The 21862-nt window shown below is 71.6% G+C and carries 14 protein-coding genes; 4 read left to right on the top strand and 10 right to left on the bottom strand.

The features are described from left to right. Positions 1 to 41: 41 nt before the first annotated feature. From ACZ6O5_RS00545 to ACZ6O5_RS00525, 5 genes are read right to left on the bottom strand one after another with little or no spacing between them, the layout of a single operon-like run. Positions 42 to 1370, bottom strand: a complete 1329-nt coding sequence (locus ACZ6O5_RS00545; protein WP_425786970.1) for a cytochrome P450 — start codon at positions 1368 to 1370, stop codon at positions 42 to 44. Positions 1371 to 1399: 29 nt separating this feature from the next. Further along, positions 1400 to 1933 (bottom strand): flavin reductase family protein, encoded by a 534-nt coding sequence (locus tag ACZ6O5_RS00540; RefSeq protein ID WP_465973716.1) that lies wholly within the window; start codon positions 1931 to 1933, stop codon positions 1400 to 1402. After that, entirely contained in the window at positions 1930 to 2370 is a 441-nt protein-coding gene (locus ACZ6O5_RS00535; RefSeq protein WP_281942478.1) for an acyl-CoA thioesterase, read from the bottom strand. The genes ACZ6O5_RS00540 and ACZ6O5_RS00535 overlap by 4 nt, the downstream gene beginning before the upstream one ends. Before the next feature lie 2 nt (positions 2371 to 2372). Further along, positions 2373 to 8159 carry a type I polyketide synthase gene (locus ACZ6O5_RS00530; protein ID WP_465973714.1) on the bottom strand — a complete coding sequence of 1929 codons (5787 nt, stop codon included), beginning with the start codon at positions 8157 to 8159 and terminating at the stop codon, positions 2373 to 2375. Next, positions 8156 to 9151, bottom strand: coding sequence for a DUF1702 family protein (locus ACZ6O5_RS00525; protein ID WP_465974311.1), 996 nt, complete (start codon positions 9149 to 9151; stop codon positions 8156 to 8158). Before ACZ6O5_RS00525 ends, ACZ6O5_RS00530 begins: the two co-directional genes overlap by 4 nt. A 948-nt stretch (positions 9152 to 10099) precedes the next feature. Between ACZ6O5_RS00525 and ACZ6O5_RS00520 the strand changes: the two genes are divergently transcribed. The 4 genes from ACZ6O5_RS00520 (at position 10100) to ACZ6O5_RS00505 (ending at position 15000) form a co-directional block, all read left to right on the top strand. Continuing rightward, positions 10100 to 10927, top strand: a complete 828-nt coding sequence (locus tag ACZ6O5_RS00520) for a helix-turn-helix domain-containing protein (RefSeq protein WP_465973712.1) — start codon at positions 10100 to 10102, stop codon at positions 10925 to 10927. An 896-nt stretch (positions 10928 to 11823) separates the two neighbouring features. Next, entirely contained in the window at positions 11824 to 13368 is a 1545-nt protein-coding gene (locus ACZ6O5_RS00515; RefSeq protein WP_465973710.1) for an MFS transporter, read from the top strand. Continuing rightward, on the top strand, positions 13346 to 13996 hold the full coding sequence (locus ACZ6O5_RS00510; RefSeq protein WP_281942485.1) for a MerR family transcriptional regulator: 651 nt from the start codon (positions 13346 to 13348) through the stop codon (positions 13994 to 13996). The genes ACZ6O5_RS00515 and ACZ6O5_RS00510 overlap by 23 nt, the downstream gene beginning before the upstream one ends. Positions 13997 to 14124: 128 nt before the next feature. Beyond that, positions 14125 to 15000, top strand: coding sequence for a S41 family peptidase (locus ACZ6O5_RS00505; protein ID WP_465973708.1), 876 nt, complete (start codon positions 14125 to 14127; stop codon positions 14998 to 15000). Positions 15001 to 15203: 203 nt separating this feature from the next. On the opposite strand, the gene ACZ6O5_RS00500 is transcribed toward ACZ6O5_RS00505, so the two are convergent. From ACZ6O5_RS00500 to ACZ6O5_RS00480, 5 genes are all read right to left on the bottom strand, one after another. Beyond that, positions 15204 to 16796, bottom strand: a complete 1593-nt coding sequence (locus tag ACZ6O5_RS00500) for an alpha/beta hydrolase (RefSeq protein ID WP_465973706.1) — start codon at positions 16794 to 16796, stop codon at positions 15204 to 15206. Positions 16797 to 16988: 192 nt separating this feature from the next. Then, positions 16989 to 17705, bottom strand: coding sequence for an enoyl-CoA-hydratase DpgB (dpgB, locus tag ACZ6O5_RS00495; protein WP_465973704.1), 717 nt, complete (start codon positions 17703 to 17705; stop codon positions 16989 to 16991). Next, positions 17702 to 18889 carry a 3,5-dihydroxyphenylacetyl-CoA synthase DpgA gene (gene dpgA, locus ACZ6O5_RS00490; RefSeq protein WP_465973703.1) on the bottom strand — a complete coding sequence of 396 codons (1188 nt, stop codon included), beginning with the start codon at positions 18887 to 18889 and terminating at the stop codon, positions 17702 to 17704. Before dpgA ends, dpgB begins: the two co-directional genes overlap by 4 nt. A gap of 490 nt (positions 18890 to 19379) precedes the next feature. Continuing rightward, positions 19380 to 20540: an epoxide hydrolase family protein gene (locus ACZ6O5_RS00485; RefSeq protein ID WP_281942497.1), complete on the bottom strand. Its 1161-nt coding sequence runs from the start codon at positions 20538 to 20540 to the stop codon at positions 19380 to 19382. A gap of 124 nt (positions 20541 to 20664) precedes the next feature. Next, positions 20665 to 21846, bottom strand: coding sequence for an acyl-CoA dehydrogenase family protein (locus tag ACZ6O5_RS00480; protein ID WP_425786915.1), 1182 nt, complete (start codon positions 21844 to 21846; stop codon positions 20665 to 20667). Positions 21847 to 21862 lie beyond the last annotated feature (16 nt).

The following is a 21862-nucleotide window of genomic DNA, read 5'->3' as shown; positions in this document are numbered from 1 at the left end:
GTGCGGTCACGGGTGACGGCGGTCCGTCACCCGGTTGTCCGTCAGTCGGCCGAGCTGATGGTCATCGGCATGCCACCGCGCATACGCAGCGACAACATCGGCTCCGGTACGACCTGGTGGGTGGCGACCTTGGTGAGCCGCAACTCCCGGACCAGCATCGAGAGCACGAAGGCGGCTTCCATCAGGCCGAGATGGTTGCCGACGCAGAACCGCGGTCCCGCGCCGAACGGGATGTAGGCGTACCGCGGGCGGTCGGTGGACCGGACCGGGTCGAACCGTTCCGGGTCGAACTCCTCCGGGCGGTCCCAGAAGGCCCGGTGCCGGTGCAGCGTGTAGGGACAGATCAGCACGTCGACGCCGGCCGGCACGTGATACCCGCCGACCACGTCGTCGGCGAGCGTCTTGCGCGGCAGGATCCACACCGGCGGGTACAGCCGCACGACCTCGTCGATGACCATCGCGGTGTACCGCAGCCGGCCCAGGTCGTCGAAGGTCGGCAGCCGGTCCCCGAGTACGGTGGTGGCCTCCTCCCGCAGCCGCTCGCGTACCTCGGGATGCTTGTCGACCAGGTAGAGCGCCCAGCTCAGCGTGCTGGCGGTGGTCTCGTGCCCGGCCAGCAGCAGCGTCACGAGCTCGTCCCGCAGCCGCTGCCGGCCGACCCGCGGGTCGGACTCGGCCCGGGCGGACACGATGAGCCGCGACAGCACGTCGTCGCGGTCGCCGGAGTGGTCCCCGCGCTCGTCGACGAGCTGGTCGACGATCGTCTGCAGCCGACGACGGGCGCGCCGGAACCGCAGCTGACGCGGCAACGGCACCCAGGGCGGCACGGCGCTCAACGTCGCCAGCTCGAACATCGCCTGGTCCTGCACCGCCGTGAAGTCACGGCCGATCGACGGGAACCGGCCGAGGTCGGTGTCGAGCAGGGTGCGCCCGAGCACCCCGAGCGTCAGCCCGGTCATCTCGTGGAACACGTCCACCGGGCCCTGGCGGCCGAGCGTCCGGAGCCGGTCGACGAGGGCCGCCGCCTCCTCGGCGACGATGCCGGCCTGCGCGGCGATGCGTCGGCTCTGGAACGCCGGCTGCACCACCTTGCGCTGTTTGCGCCACAGCTCGCCCTCGCTGGTGAGCAGTCCGTCGCCGAGCGCCCGGCGGGCGTGCACCAGACCGATGCCCTTGTGGTAGTTGGCGGCGTTGTCCGCGAGCACGTGCTTGGCGTGACCGGGGTGGTTGAAGAAGTAGAGCGTCTTCGGCCCGACCGGCAGCCGGGCGGCGTCGCCCCAGCGGGCCGCCGCGGTGGTCATCATGCCGAGCCGGTCCCGGTTCATCATGATCAACATGTTGACCGCGGCGGCGCGCGACGGCCCGTTCATCGACGGCGACGCCGGGCGCACGACCGCGGTCACGACGTCACCACCGCGGACGGCGCCATCTCGAGCCGGCGGAACTGGCCACCGAGGAAGATCAGGGCGTCGCCGTCGCCGTACCGGCGCATGCCCCGCGGACGACCCAGGAAGATCGTGTGGTCTCCCCCGTCGTACGACCGCCAGAGCTCGCACTCGAAGTGGGCGACGGCCCCGGCGAGCAACGGCGCGTCCGTCCGCCCGCCCGGCCGCCAGTCGGCGAACTCGAACTGTTCCAGGCCCAGTGGCCGGCGCCGGTCCGCGTAGTAGCGCGCCACCGCCTCCTGGTCGGGGGCCAGCACGGAGATGCCGAAGGTGCCGGCGCGGCTGAGCGCCTGGTGCATGAGGGCGTCCCGGTCGATGCAGACCAGCACCAGCGGTGGATCGAGCGACACGGCGCTGAACGAGTTCGCGGTCATGGCGTGCGGCTCGTCGCCACCGACACTGACCACCGTGACGCCGGTGGCGAAGGTTCCGTAGACGCGACGCATGTGCGTCGAGTCGGTCACCTCTTCGGTGTCGAAGGTCGTCATCGCCGGGCCCCGACGGCGAGGTACGGCTCAAGGGCGTCCTCGAGCGCCTCCGGAACCCGGGTGGGCACGGTCCGGTTGTTCGGGCCACGCATGCAGGCGACGCGCTGGATCCCCCGGGCGGCGAGGACCTCGCCGGCCGGGCCGAGGCGCACGTAGTCGAAGCCGAACTCGAGTTGCGTCTGCGCCCGCTCGATCAGCCGCATCCGGACGGCGATCTCGTCGAACGCGGTGAGTTCGGAGAAGAACTCGCACTCGACCTTGAGCGTGAAGAGCTTGAGGTCGGCCTGCAGGTCGGCGAGGACGGCCGGCGCCCGGTCCTTGAGGAACATCTCCCGGCAGCGGCCCTGCCACCGCAGGTAGTTGACGTAGTAGACGTTGCCGACGATGTTCGTCTCCTCGAACCCGACGGTGTGCCGCAGCTCGTAGTAGCTCTCCATGGTCATCCCTTCGCACCAGCCAGAACAGTGATCACCACTTGCCCCTCGCCGCCGCGCAGACTGGTGACGAAGGAGGCGGCCCGGGCGCCGCCGGCGCCGAAGAGCACCCAGCCGGGACGTTCCTCGTCGGACACGACGAGCGGTCCGTGCATCGGCAGTCCGGCCTTCTGCATCGCCTCCACCACGGTCCAGACGCGGGTCGCGGCGGTGTCCGGGGTCTCACCGGGGTTTCCGGCCAGCAGTTCCGCCACCCCGGCGTGCGGGCCGAGCAACCCCTGCCACTCCTCGGGGCCACGCGGCGCCACGCTCTCGACGTCGCAGCCGAGCACGCCCTCCGCGGCGACGGCCAGCGTGATTCCGGCGCCGTGCGCGATCGAGATGGTGCGCTCCCCCGGGACCTCGGGTCGCCCGTCGGGCCGGTACGTGATCTCGACCGGCCGTCCGAGCGCGTGCCCGGCGGCCACCGCGCTGACCCGGCGACGCGCGGCGGTCCGCTCGGCCGGGTCCGCCGGCGCGGGCGGGTCGGGCTCGATCGCGACCGCCACGTCGGGCATCCCCAGGTCGCCGAGCCCACGCTCCAGGAAGGAGCCGAGCAGCGGGGGCACCCAGGGGCCGGAACCGTCCTGCTTCCGGACCGCGCGCAGCCGCAGCCCCTCCCACCGCTCCACGGTGGTCCCGGCCTCGTCGCGCAGGGCGATGTCGTAGATGTACGTGTCGCCGTCGCGCTCCCGTTCGGTGGCGCAGTAGCGCAGCTCGCGGGCGGCGAAGAGCTTCGCGCCGCCGGGGTGGATCCGTTCCACGCCGGCGGGCAGCAGCGTGGCGTCCGGCACGCACACCTGGTTGCCGTGCATGAGCGCGTCGCGGACGCCCGGGTCACCCAGCAGCAACGTCGGGGAGACGTACGGGGCGAACCAGGTGGTGGACTCGTCGGCCGCCACGATCGCGTCCACGTGGCGGGCCGCGGCCCGGTGGTACTGCCGGAGTCGCTGGAACCTCGCGCCCTGGAAGAGGATCTCGCCGTACAGGTCGTCGGACGGCGTGATCGAGGCCGGTGCCAACCCGTCCGACACCTGCTCCGGCGGGCCGTCCGGGGCGGCCTCGCCACTCAGCCGCAGCCGCGCGGTGAAGTGGTCGGCGGCGAAGCCGGTCTCCTCGCTGCGGATCGCGACCTCGACGGTGTCGTCGTCCGTCACCAGCGCGGCCACCTGGATCTTCGTGTGCCCGTGCGGCGAGACGATGATGGGTCGCAGGAACTCCGCCCGTTCGATGACCGGGACCGCGTCGACGCCCGAGACGGCCGTGGCCACCTGCGCCATGGCCTCCATCCCGAACACGGCCGGGAACAGCAGGTTGCCGTCGAGATCGTGGTCCGCGAGGTAGCGGTCGGCGCCCACGTTCAGCTCCGTCTCTACCACCAGTTCGACCTGGTGGTAGCGGATCAGCACGCGGTCGACGAACCGCAGCAGCGGCAGCGACGGCAGGTCGTAGCGAACCGTGTGGACGCTCTCGGTGCGCCCGCTGATCACCACCACGCCCGGCGTCGCCGGGTCGGTGACCAGACGCCGCAGGATCGCGATGCCCTGGTCGGGCGTGATGGGCATGACGCCCTCACGGCTGAGCGACTCGACGACCGACAGTCGCTCGCCCATGCCGACGCCCGACCAGACCGACCACTCCAGACACATGGTGCGGCAGTCGGGGTACGCCCGGGCGAACGCGGTGGTCTCCTCGGCCAGCCAGTCGTTGGCGGTGGCGTAGTGCGCCTCACCGCGCAGCCCCGCCCGGCCGATGATGCTGCCGAGCGTCACGAGCAACCGGAGCCGGGCCGGGTCGACCGCGTCGAGCACCGCCCGCAGACCGTCGACCTTCGGCGCCAGGGCGGCGCGGAACGCGGCCGGGTCGAGGCTCGGCAGTGCGGCCGGCTCGTTGCGGCCCGCGCCGTGCAGGACCGCGGTGACCGGCCCGAGTTCGGCGGACAGGTCCCGCACCGCCTGGCCGACGGCGGCGGCGTCGGTGACGTCGGCGCGGGCGTACCGCACGGTGACGCCGGCCTCCGCGATCCGGGCCAGGTTGGCCGCCAGCTCGCTGTCCTCGGCGGGGTCGGAGCGGCCCAGCAGCGCCAGCCGGGCGCCGCTGTCGCTGGCCAGAGCCAGGGCGCACTCGGCGGTGATGCCCTTGCCCCCACCGGTGACCAGCAGCACGTCGTCCGCGCCGAGCGGGGCCACCGGGGTACCCGGTCGCACCGGCATCGCGCGCAGGGTCGGGACCCGCCGGACGCCGTCGTCGTGGTGCACCTCGGTGAAGGAGGTGGTGGCGGCGACCTCCTTCACCACCAGCTCGACCGCGGCCTCGGTGGCGGCGGGCAGGTGCACGACGGTGACCAGCACGGTCGGCGCCTCGAGGTGCAACGTCCGGGCGATCGCCGCCGCGCCGCGGCCGTGTCCGACCAGGACGAAGCGGGTGCTGCCGGCGGTGAGCGCCTGCTGGGCGCCCCGCAGCGCGGACTCCAGTTGCTCCTCCGTGCAGTCCGGCGGCAGGCAGACGAGGACTCCGCTGCCGAGCCCGGACTGTTCGAGCGTGCTCGCGAGCTCCGCGGCGAACGGGTGGTCCGCGTCGGCGTGCAGGTGCCACGGGCCGTTCTTCGCGGTGGCGTCGGCGGGCACCGCCGGCAGCGGCACCTCGTCGAGGTCGACCCGCCAGGGCCGGGCCCAGGCGGCCACCCCGGACACCACCGGGGTGGCGGCGGTATCGCTGTCCCGGGCCGTCTTCGCGAGGTTCTCCATCGTCTCGGCCAGCTCGCGGATGGTGGCGGTGGCGAAGTTGATCGGCATCTGGGCCGGCGGCACGTCCAGGCGCTGGGCGAGCTGGTTCACCACCTGGCCGACCGTGATGGAGCTGAGGTGCAGGTCGTCGAGGAGCCGGCTGTCCGGGCCGACGAGTTCGAGCGGCAGCTCGGCGCGGTCCGCGGTGAGCCGCCGCAGCAGGTCCTGGGTGGATTCCCCGTCCGGCCCGGCGGAGTCGGCGACGACGGACGGCGCCGCCACGGCGGGACCACGCTCGATCGCCGGGTCGAGTTCCGGCGCCCGCTCGCACGGGCTGGTCAGGAACGAGAACGTGGCGCCCACTTCCAGCGGTCGGACGAGCCGGCCGTCGAACAGCGCCGCCGGGGCGGGCGCGGCGCCGGTGACGTACGCGGCGCCGGCGACCCGGAGCAGACTCGCGAGCGATTCGCTGTCGGTGTCCAACGCGACCACCGGAACATCCGTGACCGTGCCGGCCAGCCCGGTGAGCACCTGCCCCGGCCCGACCTCGACGAACAGGTCGGTGTTCTTGGCGGCCAGCGCGACGGCCTGGTTGAACAGGACCGGGTCGGTGATCTGGCGGCGGAGCAGGGCCCGCACGTCGGTCCGGGCGGGGAGCACGTCACCGGTGACGGTGGAGACGACCCGGGCCCCCACCCGCTGGAACGTCTCGTCCGCGAGGGTGTCGGCGAAGGCGTCGGCGGCCGGAGCCACCAACGGGGAGTGGAACGCGTGCGAGACGCGCAGCCGCGTCGCGCTCAGTCCGGCCGCCTGGGCCTTGCGGCAGACCGCCTCGACCGCGTCGACCGACCCGGAGACGACGGTGTGCTCAGGCCCGTTGTAGGCGGACACGACGACCGGCAGGTCCCCGATGATCGTGTCGAGCATCTCGGGAGGCGCCCCGATGTCCGCCATCGTGCCGGCCCGGCTGTGCCCGGCCATGGTCCGGCCCCGCAGGCCGGCCACCCGCAGCAGGGTCTCCTCGTTCATCGCGCCGGCCCACTGCAGGGCCACGATCTCACCGAGGCTGTGCCCGATCGCGGTCGACGCCTCGATGCCGAGCAGCGCCAGGGCGTGCTGCCCGGCGACGGACCCGGTGACGATGCGCGGCTGGGCGACCTCGGTCGCGACGACGTCGCTACCGGTCGGCAGCGCGGCGCGCAGGTAGACGTCCTCGACCTCGGCGAACCGCCGCCGCAGCGCGCCGCCGCTGACGCCGCGTCCGGAACCCTGCCCCGGGAAGAGGAAGCTGATCCGGGCCGGGCCGCTGACGTGTCCGAGCAGGAACCGGCCGTCCGGGCGGATCAGCTTCGCCTCGCCGGACTCGACGGCCTCGCGGGCCGCGGTCAGCAGCCGCTCGGCCTCCTCCGGCGACGAGGCGACGATCGCCGCGCGGAACGGCCGGCCGCGCAGGTCGCGGTGCAGCGTCGCGGCGAGGTCGCCGAGCTGCGCGTACGAGATCGCCGGCACGAAGGCGCTCAGCTCGGCGAGCCGCTCGGCGAGTTCCTCCGCCGAGGCGGCGTCGACAAGCAGCAGCTCGGCGTCCTGGACCGAGGTGGCGAGGGCCCGCACCCGGCGGTCCGGCACCGACCGGCGCGGCCCGTGCCGTTCGAGCACGACGTGCGTGTTGATGCCCCCGAAACCCATCGCGGTGATCCCGGCCCGCACCTCCACGTCGGCCGGCCACGGCTCGGCCTTGCGCAGCGTGCGCAGCCGGGCCCCGTCGTCGGTGAGGATCTCGTGCGGGTCGACGGAGCCGACGCTCGGGGGAAGCACCTCGTGGTGCACGGCCATCGCGGCGCGGATGAACCCGGCCACCCCGGCGGCGGCCTTGGTGTGGCCGATCATGCCCTTGACCGAGCCGATCACGGCCGGCGGCGCCTCCGGGTTCGCCGCCTCCCGGGCGCTGGACAGCGCCGTCAGCTCGGTGGCGTCCCCGACCTTGGTGCCGGTGCCGTGTCCCTCGAAGAGCCCGACGGTGTCGACGCCGAAACCGGCCCGGGCGTACGCGCGGCGCAGCGCGAGCCGGTAGCCGTCGACCTCGGGCCTGGTGATACCGCCGTGGCCGTCGGAGGAGATTCCCCACCCGGCGACCGAGGCGTAGATCCGGTGACCGGCCTCGACGGCCCGGTCGGTCCGCATCAGCACCACCATGCCGCAGCCCTCACCGGGCCAGAACCCGTTGGAGGTCCGGTCGTAGACCCGCATCTCACCGGTGGCCAGCGCGCCGGTCTTGGCGAAGCCGATGACCTCGAACGGGTCGATGGACAGGTCGACACCGCCGGCGATCGCGACGTCCAGGTCCCCGTCGAGCAGCGCCCGGCACGCGGTCACCACGGACAGCAGCGACGAGGAGCAGGCGCCGTCGACGGTGTAGCCGCCGCCCTTGAGGTCGAAGTAGTTGCAGATGCGGCCGGCGATGGTGTTCGACAGCGCGCCCGCGAGGGTGTCCTCGTCCAGCGGCGGGAACGGGCTCTTGTACGCCGCCTCGTAGCTGGCGAGGAAGGTGGAGATCCGCTCGTCGTCCCAGCCCTCCGCCCGCAGCGCCGCCGCCACGGTCCGCCGCACGTACGGCCAGCGCAGGCGCATCTGGTTGGCGCGGGAGAACTCACCGGTCAGGGTGTTGCCGACGACCACGCCGGTCCGCTCCTGCGGCAGGCCCTCACCCATCGGGAACCCGGCGTCGGCGAGCGCCGTCGCGGCGGTGTCCAGGGCCAGCCAGTGCGCCAGGTCCGTGGACCGGTAGGTGCTGCCGGCGACCTTGTAGGCGACCCGGTCGAACTCGTAGCCCTCCAGGACGGCGGCGTTGCGCGCGTAGAAGCGGTCCGGGGCGGCCGGATCGGCGTCCCAGTAGTCGTCATGGTTCATGCGGACGTCGGGGAGCCGCCGGAACGCCCGGCGACCCGCGACGGCGTTCTCCCACAGCTCCTGCGGCGAACGGGCGTCGGGGTAGTGGCACGCCATCCCGACCACGGCAATACTGGTCATTGCTCACTCGGCTTTCGTGTCGCTACCAACGGAATGAAGGCGCTCTTGATGCGCTGGCGCCAGACTTCGTAGGCGGGCAGGACGTCGTCGGTGGGTAGCCCGACCCGCGCCTCATCGGTCACTCGTGTGGCCTCGTCCACCGACATTCCACACAGGACGCTGGTGGCGAGTTCGTTGTGCGGCATCACCAGGCCGGCACGGACGCGGGCCGCGGCGCCGAACGCGGCGCCCTGCGCGAGTTCCAGCCGGTACGCCCCCACGGTCCGGGCGAGCCAGGTCAGTTCCTGCTCACTCCCGCCACCGGCGTAGCAGACGGCGAGCCCGGCGCCGGCGTACAGGTCGGAGCGGCGGTGCGCGGGGAACGCGTCGAGGAGGCGGACGAGCTGCTGGGCGTCCGTTCCGGCCACGAACCAGCAGGCCCGTCCGATGCCCTGGTCGATCGCCCGCAGGGAGTAGTCCCGGGAGTAGTCCCGTGGACCGTCGGTGGGCCACGGAAACGCCGACGGAGCGTCCCGCCGGCGAACGTAGCGGTCGGTCTTAAAGTAGGCCTGGTGGAACCCGTACCCGTCGAGGACGAGCCAGCGCAGCAGGGGATCCGGGGCGTGCAGGCGCGACCACAAGGGACGCGGCAGGCGGGCCATCGCCCAGCCCACCCCGACGTACGCCATGTAGACGTGCTCGTCGTGGTCGGCGAGGAAGCGGGCGACGTGCCGCGACCGCCCGGGCAGGGCGTCGCGGATCGCGAACGCCATCGCCGCGCCCTCGTAGGCGAAGCCCCGGAATGCGGCCGGCGACGACTCGACCACCGGCGCCGCCTCCGGCGGGCCGTCCGCCTCCGCGGCGGCGGCGAAGCCGTGCAGGAACGAGCTGCCGACCGTTTCGAGGCGGTCGCGGGCCTGCTCGTCCTTGAGGTGGAATCCTCGCGTACTGAGTTTTGTCTGCCCCACATCGGGGGTCAGAATGCGGCGTCGAAGCTTGTTCCAAGCAGTCATCATCTTCTCCGGTCTGCCCACTTGAGCCTCATTGTTACGCATCCGTGGGCAGAAAATTCTCCTGCCTTGCGCTCGTTCGCATTCGCCACGGCGATCGCGCCGGTAAACCGCAATAAAATCGACTCCACGCGCCACGAAAACGGGAACTGGAGAGTACGCATTACGGTTTCCCGCAGATCAGCGCAATGCAGGAGACGGATGCGGAGGCTCCGCCGATACCACGATGGACGTCGTCGGCCCCCGTCCGGAAGCGGCATCCGGAACTTGGCGAGGGAGCGTGCCGTGGATTCCGACGGAGCGGCAGCACACCGGGTACGCACGAATGATTCTGCGGGCACCCACCATCGCGGCCAATCAAGGAATGGACTTTCCGCAAATCTACGCAGCGGCCAGTGGACCGTCATCTTCAAACTTGCCTATCCGGCAACCCCCCACAATTACGGGATGACCAGCGGAGACACCCGTCGGCAGCCGGCGACGGAAGGCTTACTAGACGCACCGGACAGATCCGGCCATTCCCGAACATCCACCCCGCGACAAGGCGGCACCAAGTGCGGCGCTTCGGGGAAATTGGACCTGGCTAATTATGGCGACTGGAGATTCGTACTATCAGCAGCGGAGTGTGCTGCTATCCGCCCGCCGCCATCCACCAATGCGGCCCTGACGTGCGAGGACAGCACTTCTGTGCATGCCACTCCATGACTGCGCTCCGTGCTCGCGTCGTCATTGACGGTGTTGCCATCGCCCGATGGCTCGGCTAACCTCGACGCCAGCAATACCGCCGGTCTCAGGGGGTGGGAATAGGCTAATTTCATGGATAGCCCGCATAAATGCCAGCGGCGGTGACCACCGCCAATATTCGCCACACCAAAGCAGACTGGACACGCGGGGGCCATCCGCTAGGCAGTGTCAACATGATGAAATTTGCAGGTCATTGGGGGAACCGCTGTGGAAGATCCAATCGAGAAGGCTGTGCGGCGAGCGATCGCCGCCATGCACGAAAAACTAGGCGAGCAGCTCACCGTCGACGACATGGCCCGCGCCGCCATGTTCAGTAAGTTTCACTTCACGAGGGTCTTCCAGCGAGCCACCGGCGTGACACCGGGCCGCTTCCTCTCCGCCCTGCGCCTGCAGCGCGCCAAGCACCTGCTCGTCTCCACCTCATTGAGTGTCGCCGATATCAGCATGCGCGTCGGGTACAACAGCGTCGGGACTTTCAGCTCCCGGTTCACCCGGAGCGTGGGAATGCCACCCACGTCGTACCGCCGACTGGCCGGCTTCGCCCCGCAGATCGCGACCAACCCCGATTACCGGATGGGGCACTCGCACCACGCCCGGGTGCAGGGCCGGGCCTGGGCCCCGGAATCGCATGTGGACAGTCCAGTATTCCTGGGCCTGTTCCCGGACCGCATCCCGGAAGGGCAGCCGGTCCGCTGCACGGTCCTGTCCCGCCCGGGCGCATACCAGCTCGACGGCGTGCCACCGGGTAACTGGTTTCTCCTCGCCCAGTCGGTCAACGGGGAACTGGACGCCGACACGGTCGCCGACGACGGGGACCAGACCGTCTGCGTCGCCACCGTCGGCCCGCTGCCCATGCGGGGCGACGGCGTGGTGCACGCCGACCTCGACCTGCAGCCGGTCCGCGCGATGGATCCCCCGGTCCTGCTGGCGCTGCTCGACCAGCGCAAGTTCGCGCTGGCCCGGGTGGCCGAGGAGCGGATGGGCGCGGTGTCGTCGATCGGCGCCGCGGTCACGGCGGGCCGCTCCGCGGCGTGAGCGGTCCGATCTGATTCCGATCCGATGAGGTCGACGGCCCGGCCCGGCCAGGTGGGGCGGGCTGGCCACGGAACGACCCGGGTGACGGGCGACCGGATCGCCGCGCCCCGACTCCCACCGCGGCCGCCCGCCGTTCACCGTCGCCGCCGCGCCCGCCGGGCCGGCCGGCCGGCGTGACCGAAACGCCGCCCCCGAGCGCTCGGGCAGTGGCCCGCGAGGCCGTCGCGCCGTCGCCGCGAAGGCCGCCCGCGCAACACCTCCGGGATGCGGCGGCCACGCCCCCGCGCGTTTCGCCAGGATGGCGGACACCCACCGGCACGCCCTCGCGCGCCGAGCGCGGTCCCGGCCCGACGAGGTCGCGCCGGCGCTCGACCGTCCACCGGTCGCGGCGTTCGACGGGCGACCCGGACCCACCCTCCCCGGCGGTTCTCACGCGATGAGCGCGGCGTGGGAATCTCCCGCGCGTCAAGAACTCCCGCCTGGTCAGAAGACATTGTCATCCACTGTCGTCGATGGGAAGCAACCACGGAGGTGCACCCGATCCGGGCCTCCCAGACGATTGATCCGCAATTCCTGATCCCACCGACAGGGGGCGACACCGTGGCACCCGGCAGACCGGCGACGTAACCATCACCGACGCCCCGGCCGGCAGGGGCGCCGCCACGGCCGGCGCGTCGGACCGGGGCGCCAGGTCGCCGAGGCGCCTCCGGTCGACGCACGGACCCGGGTCGACGTGCCGTACGCGGGCGACAGCCGCGGGCGCGCGGGCCGGGACCGCCCTCCCCGACGTCCACGGCCGTCGGCCCGGCGCCGTACCCGCGGACCCGTCGCCGAGCGGCGCGTCGAGGAGTGCCAACCCCTCGGCACCGTGGCCGGGAATCGATGCGAGGAGTGACATGCCCCACCGACCGGCGCACCGCAACCCGTGGTCCGTCCTTGCCGTGCTGTGCCTGGCGAACTTCCTCATCCTGCTGGACACCACGATCGTCAACACCGCGGCGCCGCACATCATGGCGGAACTGCGCACCCCGGTGGACGGGGCGCTGTGGGTGCTCAACGGATACCTGCTGGCCTTCGCCTCGCTGCTGATCACATTCGGCCGGCTGGGTGACCGGGTCGGCCCGCGCCGGGTCTTCGTCGTCGGCCTCGCCGTGTTCACCGTCGCGTCGGTCTGGTGCGCGTCGTCCCGGCACACCGGCGAGCTGGTCGCCGCCCGGGTGTTGCAGGGGGTCGGCGCCGCGGCGTTGCTGCCCCAGGCCCTGGTCCTGATCTCCGCCGTCTTTCCCCCCCAGCGCCGCGGCGCCGCCTTCGGCATCTTCACCGCGGTGGCCGGCGTCGCCGCGGTCAGCGGCCCCACCCTGGGCGGTCTGCTCGTCACGGAGGCCGGCTGGCAGTCGATCTTCTACCTCAACGTGCCGGTGGGTCTGGCCGGGCTGCTGCTCGCGGCGCGGTACCTGCCCCGCCTGCGGCCCGACCGGGCGCACCGGTTCGACGCGGTGGGCGTCGCGCTCGCCACCGGGGGCCTGCTGGCCATCGTGTTCGGCCTCGTCGAGGGGCAGCGGTACGCGTGGGGTCGGGTGCTGGGACCGGTCGGCATCCCGCACGTCCTCGTCGCCGGCGTGGTGCTGCTCGCGCTGTTCGTCCGGTGGGAGCGGCGGGCCGCCGAGCCGCTGCTGCCGCTGGACCTCTTCGGTGACCGGAACTTCACCATCGCCACGGTGCTGACGGCCATCAGCTCCCTCGCCCTGTACGGCTTTCTGTTCGTCTTCGTGCTGGAGACCCAGAACATGCTCGGCATGAGCCCGCTCGCCTCCGGCCTCGCCGCGCTACCGTGGACGGTCACGCTCAGCGCCGTCGCGCCGGTCGCCGGCCGGCTCGCCGACCGGGTGGGCGGCCGGATCCTCCTCGTCGTCGGCCTCGCCATGCAGGCCGTCGGCGTGCTCGGAGTCGCGCTGCTGCCCGGCCCCTCGTCGACGTGGCGAACCTTCGCCGGGCCGCTCGTCGCGATCGGCGTCGGCATGGGCCTGTCCATCGCGCCCACCACCACCGAGGCGATGCGTCGCATCACCCCGCGACGCGCGGGGGCGGCGTCCGGCCTGCTCAACACCGCCCGCCAGGCCGGTGCCGCGCTCGGCGCCGCGCTGATCGGCGCCGTGCTGCAGAACCGCCTGCCCGACTCCACGCACCGCGCCGCGTTCCACGACGGCTTCGCCACGGCCAGCCGGCCGGCGCTCTCGGTGGTCGCCGGCGTGCTGTTCGCCGGCGCCGGGCTGGCCGCGGCCATGCGGCGGCACCCTCGGGCACCGACGCCTATCGATCCGTGGGAGCAAGTTGCACCAAACGCAACATCGAAGGTGACGAACATGCAGCCCGACCCTTACTCTGGTCTGGCCGGTGCTGTCGACAGCGGGGAACCTGATGCGTATCTCAGATCTCAGTAGGCAGACAGGCGTACCGATCGCAACGATAAAGTTCTACCTCCGGGAGCGCCTGCTCCCACCCGGCACCCCGACCGGCCGTAACCAGGCGGCGTACGGCGAAGCGCATCTGCGACGGCTGCGGCTCATCCGGGCCCTGACCAACATCGGTCAGCTGGAGCTCACCTCGGTGCGGGAGCTGCTGACCGCGATCGAGAACGACAAGGTGCCGCTGCCCGCGCTGTACTCGCTCGTCGACCGCGCCCTGTTCCCGCAGGAGCCGGCGCTGCACAGCGTGGACGGCGCGAAACAGGTGCGCGCCGACGTCGACCGTTTCGTCAAGGAACTCGGCTGGTCGCTCGACATGGACGCGCCCAGCCGGGACCGTCTCGCGCTCGTGGTCCTCACCCTGCAGCGGCTGGGCTGCGAATGCGGGATGGAATACTTCCTCCCGTACGCGGAGGCGGCCGAGAAACTCGCGGTCCAGGATCTCGACCTGCTGCCCGCCGACGGGGTGGGCGCCGACCGGGCCGCCGTGGTGGTGCGGGGGGTCCTGCTCGACGTGGCGCTGTCGGCGTTGCGGCGGATGGCCCAGGAGCACCACGCGACACTGCGCTTCGGCCCGAAGACGGCCGACGCCCGGCCCGCGTAGCGCCCGGCCCCGACCCGCGGTCACGCGCAGGCGCGCACCGCCGTGCACCGCCCGGCCGACGGTTCGGGCCGGCCGGCTGCGGCGACGACGCCCAGCGACGGCCCCCACCTCGACGAATGTGAGTTCTCATGATCGTCACCCATCCCGACACGGTGCGCGTGCACCCGGTCGAGCGGGCGATCGAGCTGATGCGGGAGCGCTACGTCTCCCCGGAGCGGGCCGAGGCGGCAGCCACGACACTGCGGCAGCGGCTGACCGCCGGCGCCTATGACGGCCTGGACGACTCGACGCTCGCCGAACGCCTCACCGAGGACCTGCTCGACGCGTGCCCGGACACGCACCTGTGGGTCCGGGTGCGGGACGAGCACCGCGCTCCCGCCGGCGCCAGCGTCCGTCGGGTCGAGATCCTCGACGGCAACATCGGCTACCTGGACGTACGCCGCATGAGCGGCTCCACGAACGGGGCCCGGGCGATCATCGGCGCGATGGAGCTGGTGTCCCGCACCGACGCGCTCATCCTCGACCTGCGGGAGAACGGCGGCGGCTCACCGGACGGCGTCGTGCTGTGGAGCAGCTACCTCCTGCCGGCCGGACCGACGCACCTGAACAGCATCTACGACCGGGTCACCAACCGGACGCGACAGTTGTGGAGCCTGGCGTGGCTGCCCGGCGAGCGGTACCTCGACCGTCCGCTGTACGTGTTGACCAGCGACCGGACGTTCTCCGGCGCCGAGGATCTCAGCCTGAACCTGAAGGTGCGTGGTCGGGCCCGGTTGGTCGGCGGGACGACGCGTGGCGGAGCGAACCTCGCCACCGTCCACGAGCTGACGCCGACGATGGAGATCGCGGTGCCGCACGCCTATTCGATCAACCCGATCACGGGCGGCAACTGGGAGGGCACCGGTGTCGAGCCGGATCTCGCGGTGCCGGCGGCGACCGCGTTCGACGTGGCGTACGCGGAGCTGCTCGACGCGCCGGGGGAACCGGGGCGGCGCGGGCACTGAGCGGCGGTCCCAAGGATCGGCCACCCGGCCGCGCCCCGGGACCGCCTCGCCACCGGTCCCGCGCTGCGCCGTCCGCGGCTCCGGGCAGCCCTCGACCGGCCCGTCAGCGGCGGTCCGGCGCGAGGGCCTGTCCACCCTCGTCCGCGTCGACGGCCACGCCGCGGCACGTCACCCGGAGCCACGCGACGTCGACAGGTGACACCTCAGCGTCGTGCGCCGTACCCCGACGCCCACGCCGCGCCGGTGTCGACCAGTCGGGACAACGTCCGCGACGAGGTGGCCGTCGGGTCGGGCGGCGGCAGGGCGTCGCAGGTCGCGTCCGGTCGGTCGCCGGCCTTGCGCTGCGGCAGCCGCCCCGTCGTGAGGTAGTCGGCGATGACGCCGGTGACGCACGGATTGCCGCTGAACGAGAGGACGTGCGTGGTCTGGCCGACCTCCGCCAGCAGCGATCCGTTCGGGAAGCGGCGCCGGGCCTCGAGGCTGCCCTCGAACGGCGTGGCCGCGTCCAGCGTGCCGCCGACGAACAGCACGCTCCGCACCTTCGAGCCGTCGACCTCGACCGGCGTGGAGACCTTGCCGGGCCAGAAGAGGCACGGCGCGTTGCCCCAGGCGTTGTACCAGGTGGCGAACGGTGCGTCGCGGAACGTACGCCAGTTGTCGCGCCGCCAGGTGGCCCAGCTCCGCGGCCACCGGGTGTCGGTGCACTGCACCGCGTTGAAGACCGCGAAGACGTTGTCGTCGGCCGGGCGGAAGGAGCTTTCCCACGCCCCGACCAGCACCTCGGCGTCGGGGTCGTCGACGGCGCTGACGAACAACTCGGCCAGGGTCGGCCAGATCGCCTGGAAGTAGCCGGCGTAGATGAAGATGTCGGTGAACTCGGCCGGGCCGACGACGCCGCCGGCCGGCGCCGTACGCAGCTTGTGCTGCGTCGCGTACCAGCGCTTCCGGACCTGGTCGGCGGTCCTGCCGAGGTGGTAGACGCGGTCGAACGTCGCCACCCACGCGAACCACATGCGCAGGCTGCGTTCGAAGTTGACGTCCTGGGCCAGAGCGGCCTGGTACCAGACCTTGCGCGGGTCGATGTTGCTGTCGAGCACCATGCGGCGCACCGTCCTCGGGTACACCGTGCCGTACACCTGGCCGAGGTAGGTGCCGTACGAGATGCCGTACAGGTTGACCCGGCCGATGCCGAGCGCCTTGCGGATCGACTCCACGTCCCGGACCGTGTCGAGCGTGGTCATGTGGTCCAGCAGCGCGCCGCCGGCCACCCGGCAGGCTTCGGCGTAGTTCCGCGACCGGCGGAGCCAGGTCTGCTCGATGCCCGGGCGCCAGGGGACATACTCCGGGCGCGGCCCGTGGAGGTAGTCCTCGTCACAGGACAACGCCGGAACGCTGGCGCCGACGCCACGCGGGTCGAAGCCGATCCAGTCGTAGGCGCCGCCGACGGCGGCGGGGACGCACACCGCCGCCGACGTGCAGAGCCCGGAGTTGCCGGGCCCGCCCGGCAGGGCGATGATGACGCCCTGGTAGTCCTCGGCGGGCACCGTCGCCCGGATCCGCGAGACCGCGATCTGGATCTTCCTGCCGGTCGGCCTGCGGTAGTCCAGCGGCACGTCGAGCAGGCCGCACTCGGCGCCGCCATCGTGCGGCTCGGGCGTCCCGCAGGGTTTCCAGGCGATCCTGGCGGTCGTCGTCGGCTCCACCGCGGGCGCCGCCGAACCGCCCGCCGCGGGCGTGACCGCCACGATCACCGCGGTGACGACGAGGGCGAGGCCCTTCGCGATCTTTCGATCCACAATTCCCCCTCATCGCGGGACTCGTCTCTCCGCCCGGGAGAGGTCCACTGTAGATGCAGCGACGGGCCGGCGATTCTCGCAGAGTGCGGCGTCAGCATCCGGAGACAGCACACACGGTGAGCGGGGCCGGCGCCGCCAACGGGCTCCGGCCCCACTCCCACCCCGGCTCCCCGTTGCGCGGGAGCGGATCCGCTACCGTGCCCCGGGGCCGGCCGAGCGCCGCAGGGCTCTGTCGCAGGCCGCGAGGTGACGGCCGAGGGCATCCTCGAAGCTGGTGGTCGGCGCGTCGAACATCAGTTGTCGACGGACGGCCACCTCTCTGCCGGAGAGACCGCTCACCATCTCGGCCGCGGCGGTCAGGGCCATGGCCGGATCGCTCGTCACCTCGTCGACGATGCCCAGGTCGACGCTTTCGGTGGCGTCCAGATGGGCGCCGAAGAGGATCGCCCGGCGCAGCCGGGTCCCGCCGGCCTGCTGGGCGAGTCGGAAGATCGCCATGCCGGGCCAGGTGGCTTCGCCGTCGACGTACAGGGACAGCCGGACGTCGGGCGCGGCGATGCGGTAGTCCGTCGCCAGCAGGGCGTCCAGGGCGAGGCCCCCGCAGTCGCCGGAGGCGACCGCGACGGTCGTGACGGTGAGCCGCTCGAGCCGGCGCAACGACCGCTCCCACTTGCTGACCAGCGCCACCTCCAGGCCGTTCGTCCAGTCCTTGCCGGGGGTGCCGGTCAGGTGCACCGCGAGCATGGTGGTGGCCTTGGTCGACTCGGCCACCGTGCAGGCGGCGTCCACCGCGGCGACGGATTCCATCGTCAGGGGTTTCGAGCCGTCGATGCGAAGCTCGACATCGCCTCGCGTGCCGTCGGCGGCGCCACGCTCGCCCCGACCGGTCCGGACGGTTGCCGCGCTCACCACTGGATCAACGCTGTCTCGATCGTGGAACCAGGACCCATGGTCATCAGCACTCCATAATCGCCCGGGGCCGTCACTCTCTCCTGCTGGAGCCGTTCGTACGAGAAGATGAACGAGCCGCTTGATACGTTGCCGTAGTCACGAAGCACGCTGGTGGTGTGCCGCACCTCGTGACGGTTCAGTCCGAGATTCACCGTCACCGCGTCGACGACCTTCTTGCCGCCCGCGTGCACGAGCCAGTGCCCGATGTCGCTACGACGCAGACCGGTGTTCGCCAGCAGCCGGTCCGTGACGATTTCCGCGTGCGCGCCGACGACGTAGGGAATCTGCGGGTCCAGGAAGAAGCTGAACCGGTTCTGGACGCTGTCCCAGTCGTAGCGCATGGCGTCGATCGCCTCGGGGATGATGCAACTGGCGAACTTGAGGATGCGAGGACCGTCGGCGGCGCCCGAGGAGTCGCCGCCGGTGGCGTCCAGGAAGTCGCCGGCGGGGCGGCCGACAAGGGCCAGCGCGGCGGCGCCGTCGCCGAACAGACTGTTCACCACCGCGGTGCGCATGGTCGAGTCCATCACGTACGCGGCGGAACACGCCTCGGTGCACAACACCACGGCGAGCTCGCCCGGATTGGCCACGGACCAGCTCGACACGACGTTCAGCGCGTTGAGCCCCGCGTTGCAGCCCATCCCCACGATGTCGCTCCGGCTGCAGTGCCGGTCGATGCCCAGCTCACGGATGAGCAGGGCACTGAGCCCCGGCGTGAGGAATCCGGTGGACGTCACGCAGCAGAGGTGGCGGATGTCGGCCAGCGACGCTCCGGCATCGTCCAGGCAGGCCTGCAGGGCACGCCGCCCCATGTCCACGGCCAGCCGCTTGTGCCGGTCGAGCAGGTCCGCCTGGGTCTCCGCGGACGGGAGGCCGTCGTCTCCCGGCAACGGCAGGTCGAGGAAACGCCGGCGGATCGCGCTGTTGAGGAAGACCGACCGGATCTTCGGATCGGAGATCGCGAAGGTGTCCAGCAGGTCCTGCTGGGAGAAGGGTGTGGAGGACGAGGCCGTGCCCACCCCGACAATTGTGGACTCGCAGGGGCTGGACTGGAAAATGGGAGACTCTGCTGCCAGTGTCCGAGCGTACGGCCTCTGGGTGTTGGCGATGTCAACGGTCACGCGCAGATCTTCCTTCCGCATCTCAGCAAGCCTGACTTATTGGCCAGGCGCATTATGCTCGTACGCCCACGATGCGGTCTCAGGTTGGGACGCCGCATCTTGGGGGTTGCGCGGTGTCGGCTCGAATGAGTCACGCTCGCACCTAATCAACAGCTAAGACTCTATCGCCCACCGGATACCCGCTCACATCCCATAGTGCGCCGTCGAATGTGACCGGCGTCCGTGCCGACGTAGTCAGGAAATGTGTTTCCGATGTCCGCCGGAGTCGCCCGAGGCTTCGGGGCGGGGATTGTCGGAACCCTTTCCGCACGCCCTGTCGGTCGCGTGAGCGCCGCATCGGCGACCCCGGATCCGTCATGTGCGCCGACCCGCCGGCGCACGATCCGAGGGCCCACTCGCCGAAGCGGCCACCGCGTCCCTCGTCCTTCGTCGACGTGGTCGTCGTGAAGGACCGACGCGGTGGCCGCCTCTCATCCCGCCGGTCCGCCCGGTCACGGGCGGAACCAAGCGGTCAGCGTGCGAGCGAGCGGACGAACGTGCGGACGTCGTCGACCAGCAGCTGGGGCTGCTCCAGAGCGGCGAAGTGCCCTCCCCGGTCGAACTCGGTCCACCGGGTGAGGGTGGGCAGGATCTGGTCGGCGAACCGGCGCACCGGCCGCACCGCGTCCTTGGGGAACGACGCGACGCCCACCGGCATCGTCAGCGGCCACGGCCCGGCCCAGGTCCGGACGAAGTCGGCGTCCATCCGGCTGGACTCGTAGTAGAGCTGGGCGCTGGACCCGGCCGTCGCCGTGAACCAGTAGATCGAGACCGCGGTGAGGATGTCGTCGCGGCTCACGGCGTCCTCCGGCACCTTCGCCGAGTCGGTCCATTCCTTGTACTTCTCGGCGATCCAGGCGAGCTGCCCCACCGGCGAGTCGGTCAGCGCGTAGGCGAGCGTCTGCGGCCGGGTCGACTGGATCCGCTGCCAACCGGTCCCGTCCTGCATGAACGTGCCGGTGAACTGGAGGCGGGCCAGGTCGGCCTCGCCCAGCCCCTCCATGGCCGCGGGGTCGGGCGGCGGGAACGCCACGCACATGTTGAGGTGGATGCCGATGACGTGCTCGGGGTCGGCCAGCCCCAGTCGCAGCGAGATCGGCATCCCCCAGTCACCGCCCTGCACGGCATACCGCTCGTAGCCCAGGCGGCTCATCAGCTCCTTCCACGCGCCGGCCACCCGACCGGTGTCCCAGCCCACCTGACCCGTCGGGCCGGAGAAGGCGTAGCCGGGGATCGACGGGATCACCAGGTGGAAGGCGTCGGCGGCGTCACCGCCGTGCGCGACCGGGTCACTGAGCGGCCCGATGACGTCCAGGAACTCGGCCACCGTGCCCGGCCAGCCGTGGGTCAGGATCATCGGCGTCGCGCCCTCCTCGGGCGAGCGGACGTGCAGGAAGTGCACGTTCACGCCGTCGATCTCGGTGACGAACTGCGGGTACGCGTTCAGGCGCGCCTCGGCCGCCCGCCAGTCGAAGCTGTTCCGCCAGTGGTCGGCCAGCTCCTTGACGTACTCCAGCGGCGCACCGCGATCCCAGCCCACACCCGGCATCTCGTCCGGCCAGCGCGTGTGGTCGAGCCGCCGGTGCAGATCGTCGAGATCGGACTGCGGCACTTCGATACGGAACGGACGCATCTAACAACCTCCCTGTGTCGGTCGAGAGCCGCCAGGAGCGGCGCTGGGCTCAGATCGAGGACGGCGGCGCGCCGGAGCCCGAGGCGCTGACGAGAGCGCCCCGGGCGGCCGGCGAACGCGCCGATCAGATGAACGGGGTGTTCGGGCCCAGACCGCAGACGATCCGGCCGTAGAGCTCCAGGTTGGTGCTCGGGTGCAGGATGGCGTGCAGGTTGAGCGTCTGCACGTCCCGCTGGATGCGCTGGATCGGCACGTCGCGGTAGATCGACGAACCGCCACTGGCGCCGACGAGGATGTCGACCGCCTCCTTGGCCCGCTGGCACGCCGCACCCAGGTCGAGCCGGACGCGCGCCCGCTCCTCAAGCGTCCACTGCTCCCCCGCGGCCCCCTTGGTGTCGAGCATGCGGGCCGCCCGGTGGGCGTGGAACCCGACCTCGTCGATCTTGGTGACCGCCTCGGCGATCTCCAGGTGGGTGACCGGCGCCTCGCTCTGGTTCTCGTATGCGGTGTAGGTGATCTTCCGGCCGGGCAGCCGCTCCAGGAACACGTCCTTGGCGCCCATCGCGAGGCCGAGCGCGGGCGCGCTGATCGTCGCGCACGCGGTCGGCATGAACGGCGCCTTGAAGATCGGCGAGTCCGCGTTCAGCTTGGACATGTGCTGGCCCTGGAGCACCGGCCCCATCTGGAGCACCCGCTCCTTCGGGATGAAGAGGTCCTTCGCGATCGTGGTGACGCTGCCGGAGCCACGCATGCCCGAGGTGTGCCAGTCGTCGACGACCTGGAGGTCGGAGTTCCGGATGAGCGTCATGACCGGCGCCATCCCGCCGTCCTCGGTCGGCGTGACCGCCGCGTTCGTGTTCCACGTGCTCTGCTGCACGCCGCTGTTGAACGACCACTTGCCGTTGACGATGTAGCCGCCGTCCGTCGGCACGGCCACCGCGCCGGGGCTGAGGATGCCGCTGATCCGGACGTCGGGCGTCGCGAACACCTCGTCCTGCACCTCGTCCGGGAACAGCCCCATCATCCAGGTGCTGATCGCCCACACCGAGGCCGTCCAGGCGGTCGAGCCGTCGCCCCGCCCGAGCTCGGCGATCACGTCCACGACGGTCTCCATGTCGGACTCGAAGCCGCCGTAGCGGGTCGGCACCCGCATCTTGAGCAGGTCGGCGCTGGTCAGCGCTTCGATGACATCGGGATGGAGCCGCCGGTTCTCGTCCATCCAGGGCGCCTTCTCCCGCAGGAGCGGAACGAGCTCGGACGCGCGCTTGACGAGTTCGGTCTTGCCCGGTGCGTGAACAGTCACCATCGTGTTCCTCCTAAAC

This window comes from Micromonospora sp. NPDC049201, assembly GCF_055586805.1.
Note: the sequence above shows the minus strand (reverse complement) of the source record. Positions and strands in the feature narration are given on the sequence as shown.

What these genes read in the sequence shown, in the direction of transcription:
- ACZ6O5_RS00505 (WP_465973708.1), top strand. Translation starts at nt 14,125, where the DNA reads ATGATCGTCACCCATCCCGACACGGTGCGCGTGCACCCGGTCGAGCGG.
- ACZ6O5_RS00545 (WP_425786970.1), bottom strand. Translation starts at nt 1,370, where the DNA reads ATGAACGGGCCGTCGCGCGCCGCCGCGGTCAACATGTTGATCATGATG.
- dpgA (WP_465973703.1), bottom strand. Translation starts at nt 18,889, where the DNA reads ATGCGGAAGGAAGATCTGCGCGTGACCGTTGACATCGCCAACACCCAG.
- ACZ6O5_RS00540 (WP_465973716.1), bottom strand. Translation starts at nt 1,933, where the DNA reads ATGACGACCTTCGACACCGAAGAGGTGACCGACTCGACGCACATGCGT.
- ACZ6O5_RS00530 (WP_465973714.1), bottom strand. Translation starts at nt 8,159, where the DNA reads ATGACCAGTATTGCCGTGGTCGGGATGGCGTGCCACTACCCCGACGCC.
- ACZ6O5_RS00525 (WP_465974311.1), bottom strand. Translation starts at nt 9,151, where the DNA reads ATGACTGCTTGGAACAAGCTTCGACGCCGCATTCTGACCCCCGATGTG.
- ACZ6O5_RS00515 (WP_465973710.1), top strand. Translation starts at nt 11,824, where the DNA reads ATGCCCCACCGACCGGCGCACCGCAACCCGTGGTCCGTCCTTGCCGTG.
- ACZ6O5_RS00485 (WP_281942497.1), bottom strand. Translation starts at nt 20,540, where the DNA reads ATGCGTCCGTTCCGTATCGAAGTGCCGCAGTCCGATCTCGACGATCTG.
- ACZ6O5_RS00510 (WP_281942485.1), top strand. Translation starts at nt 13,346, where the DNA reads ATGCGTATCTCAGATCTCAGTAGGCAGACAGGCGTACCGATCGCAACG.
- ACZ6O5_RS00480 (WP_425786915.1), bottom strand. Translation starts at nt 21,846, where the DNA reads ATGGTGACTGTTCACGCACCGGGCAAGACCGAACTCGTCAAGCGCGCG.
- ACZ6O5_RS00535 (WP_281942478.1), bottom strand. Translation starts at nt 2,370, where the DNA reads ATGGAGAGCTACTACGAGCTGCGGCACACCGTCGGGTTCGAGGAGACG.